This window comes from Microvirgula sp. AG722 (assembly GCF_003269145.1).
GTDB classification, from domain to species: Bacteria; Pseudomonadota; Gammaproteobacteria; order Burkholderiales; family Aquaspirillaceae; genus Microvirgula; species Microvirgula aerodenitrificans.
Genome location: NZ_QLTJ01000005.1, coordinates 37813 through 55974 on the forward strand (window position 1 = coordinate 37813; position 18162 = coordinate 55974).

Annotated in this window: 17 protein-coding genes; 6 read left to right on the forward strand and 11 right to left on the reverse strand. The window is 66.0% G+C overall.

What is annotated here, in order from left to right; all coding sequences use genetic code 11:
• The first annotated feature begins 89 nt into the window (after positions 1 to 89).
• Positions 90 to 305, forward strand: coding sequence for a 50S ribosomal protein L31 (rpmE, locus tag DFO50_RS09090; protein ID WP_028498860.1), 216 nt, complete (start codon positions 90 to 92; stop codon positions 303 to 305).
• Between the two features lie 89 nt (positions 306 to 394).
• Here rpmE and DFO50_RS09095 read toward each other — a convergent pair whose 3' ends face one another.
• Positions 395 to 751, reverse strand: a complete 357-nt coding sequence (locus DFO50_RS09095; RefSeq protein WP_028498859.1) for a DUF423 domain-containing protein — start codon at positions 749 to 751, stop codon at positions 395 to 397.
• 166 nt (positions 752 to 917) lie between these two features.
• On the opposite strand from DFO50_RS09095, the gene DFO50_RS09100 reads away from it, so the two are divergent.
• The 3 genes from DFO50_RS09100 to DFO50_RS09110 all read left to right on the forward strand — a co-directional run bounded on the left by DFO50_RS09100 (position 918) and on the right by DFO50_RS09110 (position 3608).
• A complete protein-coding gene (locus DFO50_RS09100) occupies positions 918 to 2747 on the forward strand; it encodes a methyl-accepting chemotaxis protein (protein ID WP_028498858.1) in 1830 nt (609 codons plus the stop codon).
• A 2-nt stretch (positions 2748 to 2749) separates the two neighbouring features.
• The gene (locus DFO50_RS09105; protein WP_112692371.1) at positions 2750 to 3073 is read left to right on the forward strand and encodes a hypothetical protein; all 324 of its coding nucleotides are present in this window, start codon (positions 2750 to 2752) and stop codon (positions 3071 to 3073) included.
• Between the two features lie 94 nt (positions 3074 to 3167).
• Entirely contained in the window at positions 3168 to 3608 is a 441-nt protein-coding gene (locus tag DFO50_RS09110; protein ID WP_051528763.1) for a DUF411 domain-containing protein, read from the forward strand.
• Here the strand turns inward: DFO50_RS09110 and DFO50_RS09115 are convergent.
• Together DFO50_RS09115 and fabI are read right to left on the reverse strand one after the other, a co-directional pair.
• Positions 3605 to 5254 carry a methyl-accepting chemotaxis protein gene (locus DFO50_RS09115; RefSeq protein WP_158537428.1) on the reverse strand — a complete coding sequence of 550 codons (1650 nt, stop codon included), beginning with the start codon at positions 5252 to 5254 and terminating at the stop codon, positions 3605 to 3607. The genes DFO50_RS09110 and DFO50_RS09115 overlap by 4 nt on opposite strands.
• Before the next feature lie 198 nt (positions 5255 to 5452).
• Positions 5453 to 6247, reverse strand: a complete 795-nt coding sequence (fabI, locus tag DFO50_RS09120) for an enoyl-ACP reductase FabI (protein ID WP_028498855.1) — start codon at positions 6245 to 6247, stop codon at positions 5453 to 5455.
• 93 nt (positions 6248 to 6340) lie between these two features.
• Between fabI and DFO50_RS09125 the strand changes: the two genes are divergently transcribed.
• Positions 6341 to 8155 (forward strand): extracellular solute-binding protein, encoded by a 1815-nt coding sequence (locus tag DFO50_RS09125; RefSeq protein WP_308418256.1) that lies wholly within the window; start codon positions 6341 to 6343, stop codon positions 8153 to 8155.
• A 15-nt stretch (positions 8156 to 8170) separates the two neighbouring features.
• Here DFO50_RS09125 and DFO50_RS09130 read toward each other — a convergent pair whose 3' ends face one another.
• The 7 genes from DFO50_RS09130 to hutC all read right to left on the reverse strand — a co-directional run bounded on the left by DFO50_RS09130 (position 8171) and on the right by hutC (position 15641).
• Positions 8171 to 9484, reverse strand: coding sequence for an MFS transporter (locus tag DFO50_RS09130; protein WP_028498854.1), 1314 nt, complete (start codon positions 9482 to 9484; stop codon positions 8171 to 8173).
• 58 nt (positions 9485 to 9542) lie between these two features.
• Positions 9543 to 10463 (reverse strand): formimidoylglutamase, encoded by a 921-nt coding sequence (gene hutG, locus DFO50_RS09135; RefSeq protein WP_112692374.1) that lies wholly within the window; start codon positions 10461 to 10463, stop codon positions 9543 to 9545.
• Entirely contained in the window at positions 10447 to 11670 is a 1224-nt protein-coding gene (hutI, locus tag DFO50_RS09140) for an imidazolonepropionase (protein WP_112692375.1), read from the reverse strand. The genes hutG and hutI overlap by 17 nt, the downstream gene beginning before the upstream one ends.
• 15 nt (positions 11671 to 11685) lie before the next feature.
• Complete coding sequence (hutU, locus tag DFO50_RS09145; protein WP_112692376.1) at positions 11686 to 13374, reverse strand: urocanate hydratase; 1689 nt, start codon at positions 13372 to 13374, stop codon at positions 11686 to 11688.
• 203 nt (positions 13375 to 13577) lie between these two features.
• Positions 13578 to 14384 carry a DUF2145 domain-containing protein gene (locus DFO50_RS09150; RefSeq protein WP_112692377.1) on the reverse strand — a complete coding sequence of 269 codons (807 nt, stop codon included), beginning with the start codon at positions 14382 to 14384 and terminating at the stop codon, positions 13578 to 13580.
• A complete protein-coding gene (locus DFO50_RS09155; protein ID WP_051528760.1) occupies positions 14381 to 14848 on the reverse strand; it encodes a hypothetical protein in 468 nt (155 codons plus the stop codon). The genes DFO50_RS09150 and DFO50_RS09155 overlap by 4 nt, the downstream gene beginning before the upstream one ends.
• A 79-nt stretch (positions 14849 to 14927) precedes the next feature.
• Complete coding sequence (gene hutC, locus DFO50_RS09160; protein ID WP_112692427.1) at positions 14928 to 15641, reverse strand: histidine utilization repressor; 714 nt, start codon at positions 15639 to 15641, stop codon at positions 14928 to 14930.
• Between the two features lie 126 nt (positions 15642 to 15767).
• Here hutC and DFO50_RS09165 point away from each other — a divergent pair, with 126 nt between their 5' ends.
• On the forward strand, positions 15768 to 16571 hold the full coding sequence (locus DFO50_RS09165) for a glycine betaine/L-proline ABC transporter ATP-binding protein (protein ID WP_199489788.1): 804 nt from the start codon (positions 15768 to 15770) through the stop codon (positions 16569 to 16571).
• Here the strand turns inward: DFO50_RS09165 and hutH are convergent.
• Positions 16568 to 18082, reverse strand: coding sequence for a histidine ammonia-lyase (hutH, locus tag DFO50_RS09170; RefSeq protein ID WP_112692379.1), 1515 nt, complete (start codon positions 18080 to 18082; stop codon positions 16568 to 16570). The genes DFO50_RS09165 and hutH overlap by 4 nt on opposite strands.
• Positions 18083 to 18162: the final 80 nt, after the last annotated feature.

Below are 18162 nucleotides of genomic sequence, written 5' to 3' on the forward strand. Positions count from 1 at the left end.
CTATCCGGGCGGGCCGAAAACCGCTACAATGCGCCCCTTTCGTAAAGCAGTGCAGGCAAAACCCCTGCACCCGACACCAAGGAAAAATCATGAAGACCGATATTCACCCGGATTACACCGACCTGGAAGTGAACTGCTCCTGCGGCAACAAGTTCAAGACCCGTTCCACGCTGGGCAAAGACAGCTTCCACGTTGAAGTCTGCTCGGAATGCCACCCGTTCTACACCGGCAAGCAAAAGGTGATGGACACGGCAGGCCGCATCGACAAGTTCAAGCAAAAGTTCGGCAAGTTCGCCCGTTCGTAATCGACGGCGATCGCCCCGATCGGAAAAGACAGCCCCGGCTGTCTTTTTTCACGCCCCGCGCTTTGGCGCGGGGCGTTGTCGTTCCGGGATCAGCGGCAGCGCAGGTAGGTCCAGATCGCCAGTGCCCAGCCGATCAGCAGCAGCGTGCCGCCGACCGGGGTGACCATGCCGAGCCAGAGCGGGGCGCCGAGCGCCATCGCGTACAGGGTGCCGCAGAACAGCAGCGTACCGATCAGCAGCACGCCGGCCGCCTGTGCCAGTTGCGGCCGCCCGAGCCCGGCAAGCGCGATCAGGGCGGCGGCATGCCAGAACTGGTACTGGACCGCGGTATGCCACCAGCCGGCCTGTTGTGGCGACAACTGCGGGGCGAGTGCATGGGCGCCAAATGCGCCGAAAGCCACGCCGAAGAACATCAGTACCATGCCTGCCAGAACGGTTGCCCGCATGTAATACCCCTGCAAAAGGCCGAAGCTTGCCGCCGGGCTTGCCGCCGGTCAACCCGCCCGCAAGTTTTGTCCATGCGGAATGGATTGTGCGAGCGGCAAACAGCACAATCCTATATATTCATGCGTCAAATAGCTTCTCAAAGTAAAAACAGCAGGGGGAGGAAGAATGGACGGTTTCCTGCAGGCATACCGCTTTGTCGAAAAGACGTTCTGGAATTCGCTGTCGCGAAAACTGGGCAGCCTGTTCCTCATCTCGGTGCTGCAACTCGGCTTTGTGTTGCTGGTGTGGCACACCAGTGACGGCATTCGTACCGCGCTGACGCAGGATGCACAGCTGTCCGTCGCCACCCGTGCCGATGTCCAGTCGCTGCTGGACCAGGCGCTGTATGGCGCCGTCGCACTGTGGGTGATGTCGTTCGCCTTTATCGGCTTCATGTTCTGGTACCTGCGCTTCCTGATCGTACGGCCGATCCGCATGATCATCGATATCTTCAATGATATCGGCGAAGGCGTCGGTGACCTGTCGCGCACCATTCCGGCCATGACCTATGACGAAATCCGCGACCTGTCCGAGGCCTACAACCGCTTCCTGAAGAAAATCCGCGAAATCATCAGCCAGGTGCGGCTGATGTCGGTCCGCATCGCGATGGAATCGGCGCGTTCGCTGAAGAACGTCAACGAATCGCTCGGCTCGGCGGAAAAGCAGGAGACGCTGGCCACCCAGGTCGGTTCGGCCAGCGAGCAGAACACCTCCGGCATCAACGAGGTGTCCGGCGAAACGCTGCGCATTGCCGATACCACGGCGGCCAACCTGAATCTGGCCCGCGAAACCCGGGTCGAACTGGACGAGGTGGCCAGGCGGATCGGTGCGGTCAGCGAACGCATCGCCCACTTCAATGTGACCGTCAGCGAACTGAACCAGCGTTCGACGTCGATCAAGGAAATCCTCAACCTGATCAAGGAAATTGCCGAGCAGACCAATCTGCTGGCGCTGAACGCCGCCATCGAGGCCGCGCGCGCCGGCGAATCCGGCCGCGGTTTCGCCGTGGTCGCCGACGAGGTGCGCAAGCTGGCCGAGCGCGTGCGCGGCGCCACCGATGAAATCTCCGGCAATATCGAAACCATGGTCGGGCTGGTGGTCACCACGCAGCAGGAAACGCTGGAAATCACTGCCGACACCCAGTTCGCGACCGAAGTGGTCGACCGTGCATCGCATCACTTCGTCACCATGGTCGACGATTTCGAGCACACGTCGGCCAGCCTGGCCGACATTGCCAGCACCATGCACACGTTTGCCGGCAACAATTCCCAGGTCAATGCCAATGTGTGCGAGATCCGCGAACTGTCGTCCGGCGTGCGCGACAAGCTCACGCATTCGGCGGCGGTGTCGCGCGACCTGTCGAGCGCAACCGAGCAGGTGCAGGAGCTGGTCAGCCGCTTCGTGATCGGCGAGGGCGAGTTCGACCGCACCCTGCAGCTGTCGCGCCAGCAGCGCGACGCACTGGAAGCGCGGCTGAACGAATGGCAGGCCCAGGGCCTGAACCTGTTCGACCGCCACTACCAGCCGATTGCCGGCACCAATCCGCAGAAATTCCACACCAGCTACGACGCCCGCGTCGAGCGGGAACTGCAGGTCGTCTACGATGCGCTGACCGCCGAGGTGGCTGGTGGCCGCTTTGCGCTGCTGGTCGACGAAAACGGCTATGCACCGACCCATATCAGCCGCAACTCGCAACCGCTGACCGGTGACCCTGCCGTCGACCTGCAGGCCAGTCGCGACAAGCGCATGTTCAACGACCCGACCGGGCTGCGTTCCGCGCGCAACCGGCAGCCGTTCCTGCTGCAGACCTACATGCGCGACACCGGCGAAATCCTGTCCGAGCTGGCGCTGCCGGTGACGGTTGGTGGCCGCCCGTGGGGCGCCCTGCGGGTCGGCTTCGATGCACAGAGCCTGCTCGACCAGAGCGCGGCTGAAATGAAGACCGCAAAAGCCTGATCATGACGACCCTGCTGCGCATGTTCTGCCTGATCGTTGCCCTGGCGCTGGCGCCGGTGCACGCGGCATCGATGCGCATGCCGGTCGTGGCAGCCGGCCTGTCGGCCCATGCCGGCATGGACGGCATGGATGACAGGAAATGCGGATCGGCCCCTTGTCCGAATCGTACGCCGGCGCAGCCCGACTGCTGTTCGCCTTCATTGCCGGCCTTGCCGGCCGCCATGCCGGGGACGGTCATGCCACTGCTGCCGCCTGTGGTCGCGGCCGTGGCGGCGCTGCCTGCCGGCCGTACCTGGGCACCGCCCGAGCGCCCGCCCCGGGCCTGAACTCCCGTGCCAGCCGATTGCCGGACGGTCAGCTGACCGCACCGGCGCTTGCCACAAACGGGCCGGCCATGCCGCCCGAACAGGAGTTCACCCAATGAAATACCCTTCCTCTGCCGCCACGCTGGCGGTGCTGTTCCTGCTTGCCTCTCCGCTGACCCAGGCCGCGGTGCGCGATGTGACCATGTACAAGAACCAGGGCTGCCTGTGCTGCGACAAATGGGCGCAGCATCTGGAAAAAAATGGTTTCCGGGTCAAGAGCGTTGCCCTCGATGACGTCACGCCGGTCAAGGAAAAGAACCATGTGCCGGTGGCATTGCGTTCATGCCACACCGCGCAGATCGGCGGCTATGTGTTCGAAGGACACGTACCGGCCGATCTGGTGAGCCGCGTGCTGAAGGAAAAGCCGAAGCTGGCCGGGCTGGCTGCACCCGGCATGCCGCAGAGCGCGCCCGGCATGGATCTGCCGGGCAACCATCCGTATGCGGTAATTGCCTTTACCGCTGATGGCAAGACCCGCGTCTACGCGCAGCGCTAAGCCGATGCCGGCTTGCCCGGCAGGGTAAACCAGGCCACCGCCTCGTTCAGATCGAGGGCAAGACGCTCCATATCCTGCGTGTTGCCCGATACGGTATGAACGATGGCGGTGTTTTCTTCTGCCATCTGCGCGACCTGCTCCATGTGGTGGGCGATCTCCGTGCTGGCGACTTTCTGCTCGTGCACCGAGGCGGCAATCAGATCGGCGCTGCGGCTGGTGGCGCTGACGGCGGCTTCGCAGTCGTCGAACGCGGTCTCGACCTGGCCGATGCCCTGCACACTGCGGGCAAGCGCGTTCCGGCTGTTGTCCAGTGCGGATTCCAGCTGGCTGGAGCGCTGCTCCAGTTGCTGCGTGACCGCGGCGATGGCATTGGCCGAGTGGGCCGACTTTTCCGCCAGCTTGCGCACTTCATCGGCGACCACGGCGAAGCCGCGACCACTTTCCCCGGCGCGTGCGGCCTCGATGGCCGCATTCAGCGCCAGCAGATTGGTCTGGTCGGCGATATCGCGAACTTCTCCGGTCATGCTGGCGATCCGGCGGGTATCGCTGATAAAGGCCAGCACCGTGCTGGATACCGCATCCACCGACCCGGTGACGCCGGCCATCTCCGTGATCAGCGCCTGCAGGCGCATCTTGCCGATACCGGCCGTGTCATGGCTGGAGTGTGCATGATGGTGCAGGTCGGCTGCGGTATCCGCGACCTGGCTGATGCTGACGGTCAGTTGCTCGATGGAAGCTGTCGCCGCCGCCGCCGCCTCGTTCTGGGCATGGGAAGCGGTTTCGACCCGGGTGGATGAGGTGGACAGGCTGCCGGCCAGTTCGCTGGTCCGGCTGACGCCGTGGTGCACGCTGCCGATCGCCTTGACCAGCGAGAGGCGCATGCTGTCCAGCCTGTGCAGCAGTACGGCGATTTCATCATGGCCGGCCTCGACAGCCGTCGGGCGCAGGTCGCCGGACGCGACACGATCGGCACTGGCAACGGCCTGGGCCAGTGGCCGGGTGATGGAACGGGTAATGGCGATGGCGATGATCAGCGTCAGCAGCAGGCAGAATGCGGAGATGCCGGCGGCAATACTGAACAGTCCTTCTGCCGTCTGCTCGGCATTCAGCGCCCCCTGGTTGGCGAGCACGGAGGACTGGTGATTCAGCTGCTCGAGCAATTGCATCAATTCCAGATGGCGCGGCTTCTGCCTGATCAGTGCCGCGGTGGCCTCGTCATGGCGATTGGCCAGCCCGAGCCTGAGAATGTCCAGCTGGGCCGGCTTGAGTGCCTGGTACCGGTCGCGGATGCTGGCTGCCAGCGCATGAATGGGACTGCTTCGGTCGAAGCGGGCCAGCAGTTTTTGCTGTTTATTGAACAGGCTCATCATGTCCGCCTGCAACTGCTTCAATTCCTGGCTGTAGCTGACCATTAATATCGGGTCGCTGGTCAATACCAGGTCACGCAGCAGGATGCGTTCCCGCAACTGGAGAATCTCCAGCTGGGAGGCATTTTCCAGCATCGGCAGGCTGTTGTCGGAAACGCCCAACGTATCCTGCTCGATTTGTCTGACGCCGAAAATAACCAGCATGGCCATGCTGATCAGCAACAAGGTAATGGCGCCGAATGCGATGGCCAGGCGGTGGCCAATCCTGAATCTGTTCAAGGGAGGGTCCTCTGTTTGGTGCTGACGGGCAAATTCGATGCCCGCGATGATATCGGCCCGGAGTGGCATCGAAACAGGGAACGCGCGCTTGAAACAAGGACAACAGTTTTTGCCGGCGGGATGGAGATTCAAGCCGGCCGCAGACAAAACAAAGGACGCCAGCCTGTGGGGCTGGCGTCCTTTCCGGGGGCTGGCGACTTATTCTTCGTCAGGCGCGTTCAACGCGTTGATCGAATAGCCGGCATCCACATAGGTGATTTCGCCGGTAATGCCCGACGACAGATCGGACAGCAGGAAAGCGGCCGTGTTGCCGACTTCCTCGATCGTCACGTTGCGGTGCAGCGGCGAGTTGGATGCAGCCATTTTCAGCAACTTGGAGAAGCCGGAAATGCCGGAAGCGGCGAGGGTCTTGATCGGACCGGCGGAAATGCCGTTGGCACGGATCCCGTCACGGCCGACTGCCGACGCGGTAAAGCGCACGCTGGCTTCCAGGCTGGCCTTGGCCAGGCCCATCACATTGTAGTGCGGCACGGCGCGCACGGCGCCGAGGTAGGTCAGTGCGAGCAGTGCACCATTGCGCCCCTGCATCATCGGACGCGCGGCCTTGGCCAGCGCCGGGAAGCTGTACGACGACACGTCGTGCGCGACGCGGAACGCCTCGCGCGACAGGCTGTCGAGGAAGTTGCCTTCCAGCGATTCGCGCGGTGCAAAGGCGATGGCATGGACCAGACCGTCAAGGCCGTCCCAGTGCTGGCCGAGCTCGACAAACAACTGGTCGATGTCCTCGTCCACGGTGACGTCGCACTTCAGCACCAGTTCGCTGCCGAAATCGTTCTTCGCCAGATCGGCCACGCGATCCTTGAGCTTGTCGCTCACATAGGTAAAGGCCAGTTCAGCGCCTTCACGCTTACAGGCTTCGGCGATGCCGTAGGCGATGGAACGGTTGGAGAGCAGTCCGGTGATCAGGATCTTCTTGCCCTGCAGAAATCCCATTTGGCTATCCTTCTCGGTTGGAATTGCGCGATTATAGCGTGTCAGACCACAACCCGCTGCCTGGTCCCGATGCGCCTACTCCCTGCAGTCCTGATGACGGTGGCTCTCGCCTGCGTCGTACCCGCCGCCATGGCCTCCTCATCGGTGGCGCTCGGCTATACGCCCAAATACCCGGCCGGCTTCCGCCAGTTCGATTACGTGAACGGCGACGCGCCCAGGGGAGGGCGTCTGCGACTGCCTGCGCTGGGCAGCTTCGACACACTGAATCCGTTTACGCTGAAGGGCGACAAGGAGGCTGGCGTCGCCGCGCTGATGTTCGATACGCTGGCGGAAAAATCGCTGGACGAGCCATTCTCGCTGTACGGGCTGCTTGCGGACGACATGCGGCTGGCGCCGAACGGCAAGTCGGTGACCTTTCACCTGAATCCGCGCGCCCGCTTCAGCAATGGCGACCCGGTCCTGGCGGCCGATGTGGTCGCGTCGTTCAATGCCCTGACCCGTGACAAGTCGGCCCACCCGCGTTACCGCTTCTACTGGGCCGACATTACCCGCGCGGTGGCGGTCGGCCCGCTGACGGTGCGGTTCGACTTTCGCGAGCGCAATGCCGAGCTGCACATGATCATTGCCGAGCTGCCGATTTTTTCGCGCAAGTGGGGCAATGGCAAGCCACTCGGCGAACGGACGCTGATCGCGCCGATCGGCAGCGGTCCGTACCGGCTGAAAAGCTATCAGCTTGGCCGGCAGAGCGTGTTCGAGCGCCGTGATGACTACTGGGCCCGTGACCTGCCGGTCCGGCGCGGCATGTTCAATTTCGACCAGGTGGTGTTCCGCTATCTGCGTGACGACACGGTGCGACTGGAATCGTTCAAGGCTGGCGAATACGATGTGTCGTCGGAAAATATCGCCAAGCAGTGGGCGCGCGGCTACCGTGGCGAGCGCTTCGACGATGGCCGCATCGTCAAGGCGACCTTTCCGCACCAGAACCCGCAGGGAATGCAGGGCTTCGCGATGAATCTGCGCCGGGCGCCGTTCCAGGACCGTCGCGTGCGCGAGGCCATGGTGCTGGCCTTCGATTTCGAGTGGGCCAACCACAAGCTGTTCTATGACCAGTACTCGCGCAGTAATAGCTACTTTTCCAACAGCGAGCTGGCGGCGCAGGGCATGCCGTCGGCGGCCGAGCTGAAACTGCTGGAACCGTATCGCGGGCAACTGCCGCCAGCGGTCTTTGGCCCGGCAGTCATGGCACCGGACAATGGCTCGCCGGCGGCGCTGCGCGCCAATCTGCGCCGGGCGGCGGCGCTGCTGACCGAGGCCGGTTACCCGATGCGCGGCGCGCAGCGGGTCGATGCGCGCGGCCGGCCGCTGGAACTGGAGTTTCTGACTTTTTCCAAGGCCTACGAGCGCATCATCGCGCCGTATGCGCGAAACCTGGCCCGGCTCGGCATCCTGCTCAGCGTGCGGACGGTCGATCCGGCGATCTACCAGCAGCGCAGTGATGATTTCGATTTCGACATGACTGTGGCCGTCTATCCGATGTCGCTGTCGCCGGGCAACGAGATGTTCGAGTTCTTCGGCTCGAAAACTGCCGAATCGCGCGGGTCGACCAATACCGTCGGCTTGAAGAGCCCGGTGGTTGATCACCTGCTCGGCGAGTTCACCCGTTTCCAGAATCGCGAACAGCTGGTCACGGCCAGCCATGCGCTCGACCGCGTGCTGCGTGCCGACTACCTGATGGTGCCGAACTGGCACCTGGCCAGGCACCGCATTGCCTACTGGAACCGCTTTGGCTACCCGAAGACTCTGCCGCGCTACTACCAGCCGCTGGACTGGGTGATCCGCACCTGGTGGGAAGTGCGGCCGGCAACGCGGGATGCCGACGCGGACGACGGGGCGGGGCGCGCCGGCTGACCCGTGCCTGCCGCGTCAGGGCGCCTGCCTGGCCCCGCCAATCCACGCCAGCCGTTCGCGCCAGATCCTCGGTGCCCGGCGGCACAGCAGCAGCATGGCGAGCAGATTGCCGAGCGACACCAGCAGGAACAGCAGCGAGATACTGTCGGTCAGCGCCAGCACCACGGCGCTGGCGACGGTAGCGGCCACCATGTACAGACCGTTGACGATATTGTTCGCCGCAATGGCCTGGGCACGGAAATCCTCCGGTGCGGCGGTCTGCAGCCAGGTGTACAGCGGCACGGTGAAGAAGCCGCCGGACACGCCGAGCAGAAACAGGTCGGCCATGTCGCGCCAGTGCGCCGGGCTGGTCAGGAAAGTGGCCATCGACAGCAGCGGGCCCTGCCACGGAGCATGGGTGGACAGGAACAGATCGATGCCGAACAGGGTCATGCCGGCGCCGCCCAGCAGCACCAGACCGAGCTGGAGCCGGCCAGCCGACAGCTTTGCGCACAGGATCGATCCGCTGGCAATGCCGATCGAGAACAGCGCCAGAATCAGCGTATACACATTGGCGTCGCCGCCGAGGTGCAGCCGGGTAAACGTCGGCAACTGGGTGGTATAGACCGCGCCGAGCAGCCAGAACCAGGAAATGCCCATGATGGCCGAGCCGACATCCGGATAGCGGCGCACCCGGCGCAGCAGCACCCAGGTATCGCCGGCGATATTGGCTGACAGGCGCAGCTTCGGAGCGGGGGCCGGGGCGGCCGGAATCAGCAGGCTGGCCAGCAGGCCGGCGAGGGCGACCGCGACCAGAATCCCGACCGTGGTGTGCGAGCCGGACTGGACCATCAGCGCGCCGCCGATCTGGCCGACCAGAATGGCGACAAAGGTTCCCATTTCGATCAGGCCGTTACCGCCGATCAGCTCGTGCTCGCGCAGATGCTGCGGCAGGACCGCGTATTTGACCGGGCCGAAAAAAGTCGAATGGGCGCCCATCAGGAACAGCGCGGTCAGCAGGGCGCCGACGGTGTGGGTATAGAAGCCCCAGGCGGCCAGCAGCATGATGGCGACTTCGGCAATCTTGACCCAGTGCGCGACCCGCGATTTGTCGATTTTCTCCGCCAGCCGGCCGGCCGTGGCCGAAAACAGGAAGAACGGCAGGATGAACACGCCGGCGGCCATGTTGACGATCTGCGCCGGCGGCAGGCCGGCGAAGGACAGCCCGGCATAGCTGACCAGCACCAGGAAGGCGGTTTTCAGCAGGTTGTCGTTCAGCGCGCCCAGAAACTGGGTGCAGAAAAGCGGCAGGAAACGACGGGTCGGGAAGAAGGCAAAGGACGAGGCCACAGCAGCCTTTCGGATACGGAGGGCGAAAGGATACCCGCAAGCGCCTGGCCCCGGCGAGTTACAGCAACTGGAAGACCAGCCGGGCGGCAATCCGCGCGGTGTGGCTGTCGATATCGTGGCGCGGGTTCAGTTCGGCCAGTTCGGCCAGCCGGAGCTTGCCACTGGCGCGGACCTGGGCTGCGATGCGCTCGATGACCGCCAGCTCGACCCCGAACGCCGCCGGCGCCGACACGCCGGGTGCGACGCTGGCCGGCAGCACATCCAGATCGATGCTCAAATGGATGACGTCCACCCGGTCGATGAAATCGCCGAGGATGGCCGGATGCCAGTCCCGCATCGACTGGTCGTCCACCCACTGCACACCGAGTTCGCGGGCGCGGGCGAACAGCGCGGCGGTATTGGACGGCGCGGCGACACCGAGGCATGCATAGTGGAATGGCCAGCCCCGGGCGGCGCAGTCGTCGGCGATCTGGCGGAACGGCGTGCCGGAGGTCGCGCGGTCACCGGCGCGCAGATCGAAGTGGGCATCGAGATTGATGATGCCGATGACCGGTGGCCGCGACTGGCGGGCGCAGTGCGCCGCCAGCCCCTGCCAGGAACCGAAAGCCACCTCGTGGCCGCCGCCGAGCACCAGCGGGCGGTGTCCGGCATCGAGCAGTGTCGCCACTTGTTCGCCGAGCTCCTGCTGGGCGGCCTCCAGGGCGTCACCGTCGCAGCGCACGTCGCCGGCGTCGTACAGCGGCCGCTCGCCATGCCAGGCCAGTCCGGCCAGCGCGCTGCGGATCGCTGCCGGCCCGCCGGCCGCACCGATGCGGCCGTGATTGCGGGCAACGCCGGCATCGCAGGCGAAGCCGATCAGCGCCGTGCCGGGGGCATCGGCGCGCGGGGAGAGGACCTGCTGGTGCCAGCGCCGGCCCAGCGGGCCTTCCTCGCTGTCGATGCGGCCATGCCAGATGGACGGGTCAAACGGAAGGAACATGATCGGGTATCCCGTTGAAGATGCGCTGGGCCAGCGGGTTGTAGCCCAGATGGTAGGACAGCTCGGCCGGATGCCCGATCTCCCACAGCGCCAGATCGGCGCGCAGGCCGATGGCCAGCCGGCCGCGGTCGGCGAGGCCAAGCGCGGCCGCTGCATGGCGGGTCACGCCGGCCAGGGCCTCGGCCGGCGTCAGGCGGAACAGGGTGCAGCCGAAATTCATGGTGGTCAGCAGCGAGGTCAGCGGAGAGGTGCCCGGATTGCAGTCGGTTGCCAGTGCCATCGGCACGCCGGCGTCGCGCAGCGCGGCGACCGGCGGCAGCCGGGTTTCGCGCAGGAAGTGAAAGGCGCCCGGCAGCAGCACGGCGATGGTGCCGGCGCGGCGCATGGCCGCGATGCCGTCGGTCGACAGCCATTCAAGATGATCGGCCGACAGGGCGCCGAACCCGGCGGCCAGCGTCGCACCGCCCTGGTCGGACAACTGCTCGGCATGCAGCTTGCAGGCGATGCCGCGTTCGCGCGCGGCCGTGAACAGCCGGCCGACCTGGGCCGGGGTGAAACCGACCTGCTCGCAGAACGCATCGACGGCGTCGATCAGTCCTTCGTCGTCCAGCGCCGGCAGTACGACCTCGACCAGATGGTCGATATAGTCGTCGGCGCGGTCGGCATACTCCGGCGGCACGGCGTGCGCGCCGAGAAAAGTGGTGCGGACGGTGACGCCTTCGGCCGCGAGGCGATGGGCGACGTGCAGCATCCGGCGTTCGGTGTCGAGATCGAGGCCGTAGCCGGACTTGATCTCGACCGTGGTCGTGCCCTCGCCGATCAGCGCGGCCAGCCGTTTTCTTGCGCTGAGATACAGGCTGTTGTCGTCGGCGGCGCGGGTGTCGCGCACGGTCGAGCGGATGCCGCCACCGGCGCGGGCGATATCGGCATAGCTGGCGCCGTTCAGGCGCAGGTCGAACTCGCGGGCACGGTTGCCGGCGTATACCAGGTGGGTGTGGCAGTCGATCAGCCCGGGCGTCAGCCAGCCGCCATGGCCGTCGATTTCCCGCCGTGCGGCCAGCCCGGCCGGCACGGCGCTGTCGGCGCCGAGCCAGTCGATGCGGCCATCGCGGATGCTCAGTGCGGCATCCCGGCATTCGCCGTAACTGCCAGCGCCGCCTTCGACACCGGCGAGATGTACGCGGCGGATCAGCAGATCGGCTTGCATGGCGCCTCCATCAGGTCAGTGATCCAGCATAGGCAATTGCAGGCCGGCGTCACGCGCGGTTTGCCGGGCCAGCGGATAGCCGGCATCCGCGTGCCGCATCACGCCGCTGGCCGGGTCATTGAACAGCACCCGCTTCAGCCGGCGGTCGGCCGCCTCGCTGCCATCGCAGACGATGACCATGCCGGCATGCTGGCTGAAGCCCATGCCGACCCCGCCGCCGTGATGCAGCGATACCCAGGTGGCACCACCGGCGGTGCTCAGCAGCGCATTCAGCAATGGCCAGTCCGACACCGCGTCCGAGCCGTCGGCCATGGCCTCGGTCTCGCGGTTCGGGCTGGCGACCGAGCCGGTATCGAGATGATCGCGACCGATGACCACCGGCGCTTTCAGTTCGCCGTTGCGCACCATCTCGTTGAAAGCCAGGCCGAGCCGGTAGCGGTCGTGGACGCCGACCCAGCAGATGCGTGCCGGCAGCCCCTGGAAGGCGATGCGCTCGCGCGCCATGTCCAGCCAGTGGTGCAGGTGGGCATCGTCCGGGATCAGCTCCCTGACCTTGCTGTCGGTACGGTAGATGTCCTCCGGGTCGCCGGACAGCGCGACCCAGCGGAACGGGCCCTTGCCCTCGCAGAACAGCGGCCGGATATAGGCCGGCACGAAGCCGGGGAAATCGAACGCCCGGTCGACACCCATCTCCAGCGCCACCTGGCGGATGTTGTTGCCGTAGTCCAGCGTTGCCGCACCGCGTGCCTGCAGCGCCAGCATGGCGCGGACCTGAACGGCCATCGACTGTCTGGCCGGCAGGATGACCGACTGCGGATCGCGGCGCCGGGCCTCGTGCCAGCGGTCGATATCCCAGCCCTGCGGCAGGTAGCCGTTGACCGGGTCATGGGCGCTGGTCTGGTCGGTGACCACGTCCGGGGTGATGCCGCGCGCCACCAGCTCGCTGAAGACGTCGGCGGCATTGCCAAGCAGGCCGATCGACAGTGGCCGGCCATCACGGCGGGCGGTTTCGATCATCTCCAGCGCCTGGTCCAGCGTGTCGGCCTTGCGGTCGAGGTAGCGGGTACGCAGGCGGAAATCGATTCTCGAGGCGTCGCATTCGACCGCGATCATCGAAAAGCCGGCCATGGTGGCGGCCAGCGGCTGTGCGCCGCCCATGCCGCCCAGCCCGCCGGTCAGGATCCAGCGCCCGGCCGGCTGGCCGTCGAAGTGCTGGCGGGCGACGGCAAAAAAGGTTTCATACGTGCCCTGGACGATGCCCTGGGTGCCGATGTAGATCCAGCTGCCGGCCGTCATCTGGCCATACATCATCAGCCCCTTGCGATCCAGCGCGTTGAAGTGCTCCCAGGTGGCCCAGTGCGGGACCAGGTTCGAGTTGGCAATCAGCACCCGCGGCGCATCGGCGTGGGTGCGGAACACGCCGACCGGCTTGCCGGACTGGATCAGCAGCGTCTCGTCCTCGTCCAGCGCCCGCAGTGAGGCGAGAATCTGGTCGAAACACGCCCAGTCGCGCGCGGCGCGGCCGATGCCGCCATAGACGACCAGCGCCTGCGGATGCTCCGCCACCTCGGGGTCGAGATTGTTCTGGATCATCCGGTAGGCGGCCTCGATCAGCCAGTTCTTGCACGACAGCGTGGTGCCGCGCGGCGCGTGTATCTCGCGGGACGGATCAAGGCGCGGGTCGGTCGGGGACGAGTGGGGCATGGGAAAATCTCCGCAGTGTGTGCATGTCAGGCTGTCCGACATGCGGGGCGCGCACGCCGTGGCCGGCAACTGTCACCGAGTGTAGTGCGGAGAATTTGTATAGACAAGTTGTGGCGCACGTGCGCCGCAAAAAGAAACCGCCACGAGGGCGGTCTGGGCTGTCTCCGCACCCCGCGACAAAGCACGGGCGAGGGAGCGGAAGATCAGGCGGCGGGTGCCGGGACCGGTTTGAGCTGCGTTCCCGGGCTGCTCCGTTTCAGCATCTCGATCACGGACTCGACGGTGATGGTGTCGATCTGGCCGGCCATCCGGCGCTGGGTCGGATGGTCGTCGAACGCCACATTGGCACGGAACATCCGCCCGCCCAGCCGCTTCATCGCGCCGATCTGCAGCGTGCCGGGCTGATAGCCGGCCGACTGCAGCCAGGCCTGCGCGTCGGCACGACGGGCAAACTGGCGACCGGCCAGCGCTTCCGACAGCACTTCCAGCACCCACTGGTTGGAGTTCTGGTACTGGGTCGAGTACGGGTAGGCCAGCATGTTGTAGCGGGACGCGTGCATCTGCTCCAGCGAGGCCGGATTGCGCAGCAGCAGGCGCAGGCGGGCCTGGGTCTGTGCGTCGGGAATCACGACCAGCGACTCGTACGAGAACATGTCGTCGAGGAAGAAATTGGCCAGCCCCTCGCGCCACAGCACCGAGGTGGCCTGGCCGCAGTCGTTCAGCAGGTGGCTGACCCGCCACGGCTGGCCGGGGGCATCGCGGGTGACAAAGGCGGCGTGGGAGTAGTGCAGCCCGTACTCGGACAGATCCTGGCCGACCCGTGCAATCACGGCCACGTCGGGCGACAACTGGTCGAGCTGCTGCTGCAGGGCCAGCCCGCTGCGGAACGCGCTGCGCACGGTGGCCGGTTCCAGCGGGGTTTCGTGGCAGGTCTGGCCGGCATGGGCGGGCAGGGCAGCCAGCATCGCCGTCAGCAGCGGCAGCAGGCAGGCAAGGCGGCGCGCGCTCATGGCTGCAGCGCCGGTGCGGCTTCCTGGTCGACCCGGCTGCGGTGCAGCAGCGCTTCGCCGGCTGTGTTCGGGATAAAGGCCAGCAGCTTGCCCATATAGACCAGCGAGTGACCGGTGGCCTCGGACACGACATTGACTGTCTTGCCGACGGACAGCCCGGCGGCGCGCACGGCGGAGGCGGACATGGCCACCGTGGCCTTGCTGCCGTCGGCCGCTTTTTCCAGCACGACGCGGAAGGTGTCGGCCGATCCTTCGACCAGCGACACCACGACCAGGCCCGAACCGAACGCCCCGGCGACCGAGCCCTGGAGCGGATGGCCGGTTACCGACAGCAGCGGCGAGGCGGCAACGGACATCCCGCCCAGGCTGGCGGTTTCGGATGCGCCCTTGGCGAAGGCGGCTGCCGGCATCAGGCTGGCAGCGCAGGACAGGAACAGGGCAATCGTGGTTTTCTTGACGTGCATGATGGGACCATGGCTATGACGAAGGCGCATTGTAGCCGATACGTCATGTGCTTATGTCATGGCTGGCCATCGTGCCCACTCAGAATGCGCCGGCAAACTGGAAGCGCGATCCCGGATGCCACAGCGTGACATCGGTGGCGATGCGCCCGTGCGCCCAGGTGCGACGCTGCAGGACCAGGCACGGGTCGCCGATGTCCATCCGCAGCCGGTGCCGTGCGGTCGCGTCCGGCATCCGCGCGATGATCAGGTATTCGGCCCGCTGCATCGGCGCTTCGCGCGTCATGTAGGCGTTCGGCGTCAGGGTGCGGAAGTCCTGCTCCAGATAGTGCGGATACAGCTGCGGATTCACGAAGCGGTCCTCGAGCTGGATCGGCACGTCATTGTCGAAGTGGAGCAGGCGCGAGTGGAATGCTTCGTCGCCCAGATCGAGTTCCAGCGCCTGCAGTGCCGCGCGGTCGCGGGTCCGTTCCAGCAGCAGCACCTCGCAGTGGTGGTGATGGCCGCGGCTGGCGATTTCGTCGGCGATATTCCGGATCTGCACCAGCGTGGACTGGTACTTCTGCCCGGCGACAAAGGTGCCGGCGCCCTGGATCCGGGTCAGTACCTGTTCTGCGGTCAGCTCGCGCAAGGCACGGTGCACGGTCATCCGCGACACGGCGAACTGCTTGAGCAGTTCGTGCTCGGACGGAATCTGCTCGCCGGTCTGCCAGATGCCCTGCTCGATCTGGCGGCGGACATAGGCCTTGATCTGGGCATAGGCGGGAACGGGTTTGGGCTGGACGGGGCTGGGCATGGGCAGGGCCGGCGACGGAATGGCCGGCACTATAGCATGGCTTGTATAGCCAACCGGGCGCGGCGGACGGCGCCGGGACGCTGCGGTATGCTGGTCGGGAATCCAGTCATGCGGGGAGTGAGCGACATGCCCAGAATCGTCGCCAGGCACATTGTCAAAATCTTCGGCCACGGCAGTGAGCGGGCACTGGCCATGCTGCGCCAGGGGGCGGCCAAGGCCGAGGTGCTGGCCGCGACCGGCTGCACGGTCGGCCTCGACGATGTGTCGCTGGAGATCGACGCCGGGCAGGTGTTCGTGATCATGGGGCTGTCCGGTTCCGGCAAGTCGACGCTGGTGCGCCATTTCAACCGGCTGATCGACCCGACCGCCGGTGAAATCCTGATCGATGGCGAAGACATCCTGCAACTGGATGCTGCCGGGTTGCGCGCCTTGCGCCGGCGCTCGGTCAGCATGGTGTTCCAGCACTTTGGCCTGCTGCCGCACAAGAGCGTGCTCGACAACGTGGCCTACGGGCTGGTGGTGCGCGGCGAGAGACCTGCGCGCGCGCGCGAGGCGGCACGACACTGGATCGACAAGGTCGGCCTGGCCGGCTACGAGGCCATGCGGCCGGATGCGCTGTCCGGCGGCATGCGCCAGCGGGTCGGGCTGGCGCGGGCGCTGACCGCCGATACCGACATCCTGCTGATGGACGAGGCCTTTTCCGCACTGGACCCGCTGATCCGACGGGAAATGCAGGACCAGTTGCTTGAGCTGCAGGCGACACTGCACAAGACCATTGTCTTTATCACCCACGATATCGACGAGGCATTGCGGCTCGGCCAGCGCATCGCCGTGTTGCGCGATGGCCGGCTGGTCCAGGTCGGCGACGCCGACGATATCGTCAACCGGCCGGTCGACGACTACGTGCGGCGCTTTGTCGACCGGCGCTAGTCGAAAGCCAGCGGGCTGTGCGCAGCGAACGCGCCCTCGCGGACCAGGGCGGTCACGGCGGCAATGTCGGGGGCGAAATAGCGGTCGATATCGCAATGCGGCACATGGCGGCGCAGCAGCGACATGACCTCGCGCAGGCGCGGGCTGGTGACGTGCGGGCCGCGCAGGTCGATGCCCTGTGCCGCCGCCAGCAGCTCGATGGCGAGAATGGCCGCGGTATTGTCGGCCAGATCGGCCAGCTTGCGCGCGGCAAAAGTCGCCATCGACACATGGTCTTCCTGGTTGGCCGAGGTTGGCAGCGAGTCGACCGAGGCCGGATGGGCCAGGGTCTTGTTTTCGCTGGCCAGCGCGGCGGCGGTGACATGGGCAATCATGAAGCCGGAATTGACGCCGCCATCCCTGACCAGGAACGGTGGCAGGCCGGACAGCGTGGCGTCGATCAGCAGCGCAATGCGCCGCTCGGCGATCGAGCCGATCTCGGCGACGGCCAGCGCCAGGTTGTCGGCGGCGAAGGCGACCGGTTCGGCGTGGAAATTGCCGCCGGACAGCACTTCGTCGCTGTCCGGGAAAATCAGCGGGTTGTCGGATACGGCGTTGGCCTCGATCAGCAGCACCGAGGCGGCATGACGCATCTGGTCGAGGCAGGCGCCCATGACCTGGGGCTGGCAGCGCAGGCTGTAAGGGTCCTGCACCTTGCCGCAGTCGCTGTGTGACAGGTTGATGGCCGAGCCTTCCAGCAGCGTGCGGTAAGCCGCGGCGGCGTCGATCTGGCCGGCCTGGCCGCGCAGCGCGTGGATGCGCGGATCGAACGGCGCCGTCGAGCCGGCGGCGGCATCCACCGACAGACTGCCGGCCACCAGCGCGGTACGGAACAGATCCTCGATCGCGAACAGATTGTGCAGCGCCAGCGCCGTCGACGCCTGGGTGCCGTTCAGCAAGGCCAGCCCTTCCTTGGCCGCCAGGGTCATCGGTTGCAGGCCGGCCGCGGTCAGCCCTTCCGCCGCCGGCGCGCGCCGGCCGGCGATGAATACCTCGCCGACACCGAGCAGCGCGGCGGACAGGTGCGCCAGCGGTGCCAGGTCGCCGGAAGCGCCGACCGAACCCTTGACCGGAATCAGCGGCAGCACGTCGGCGTTGTACAGCGCAATCAGGGCGTCCATGGCCACGCGGCGGACGCCGGAATGTCCCCGGCCGAGGCTGGACAGCTTCAGGGCGATCATCAGCCGGACTACCGGCGCCGGCATCGGCTCGCCGACGCCGACCGCATGCGACAGCACCAGATTGCGCTGCAGCAGTTCGAGCTGATCGTGCGGGATGTGCGTGCTGGCCAGCCGGCCGAAGCCGGTGTTGATGCCATAGGCCGGCGCACCCCGGGCGGCAATGCGTGCCACGGTATCGGCGCAGGCGTCGATGGCGGCAGCGGCGGCCGGATCGAGTTCCAGCGGGGGCGCGTCACGGTCGACAAGACGCAGTTGCGCCAGGGTCAGGGCGCCGGGAGTGAGCGTGAGCATACAGTCATCCTGTGAGCGGGTCGGAGTGCGGATGAGTGTAATGTATAGTCAATTCGTCTGGCTATATTGTCAGACAGAAA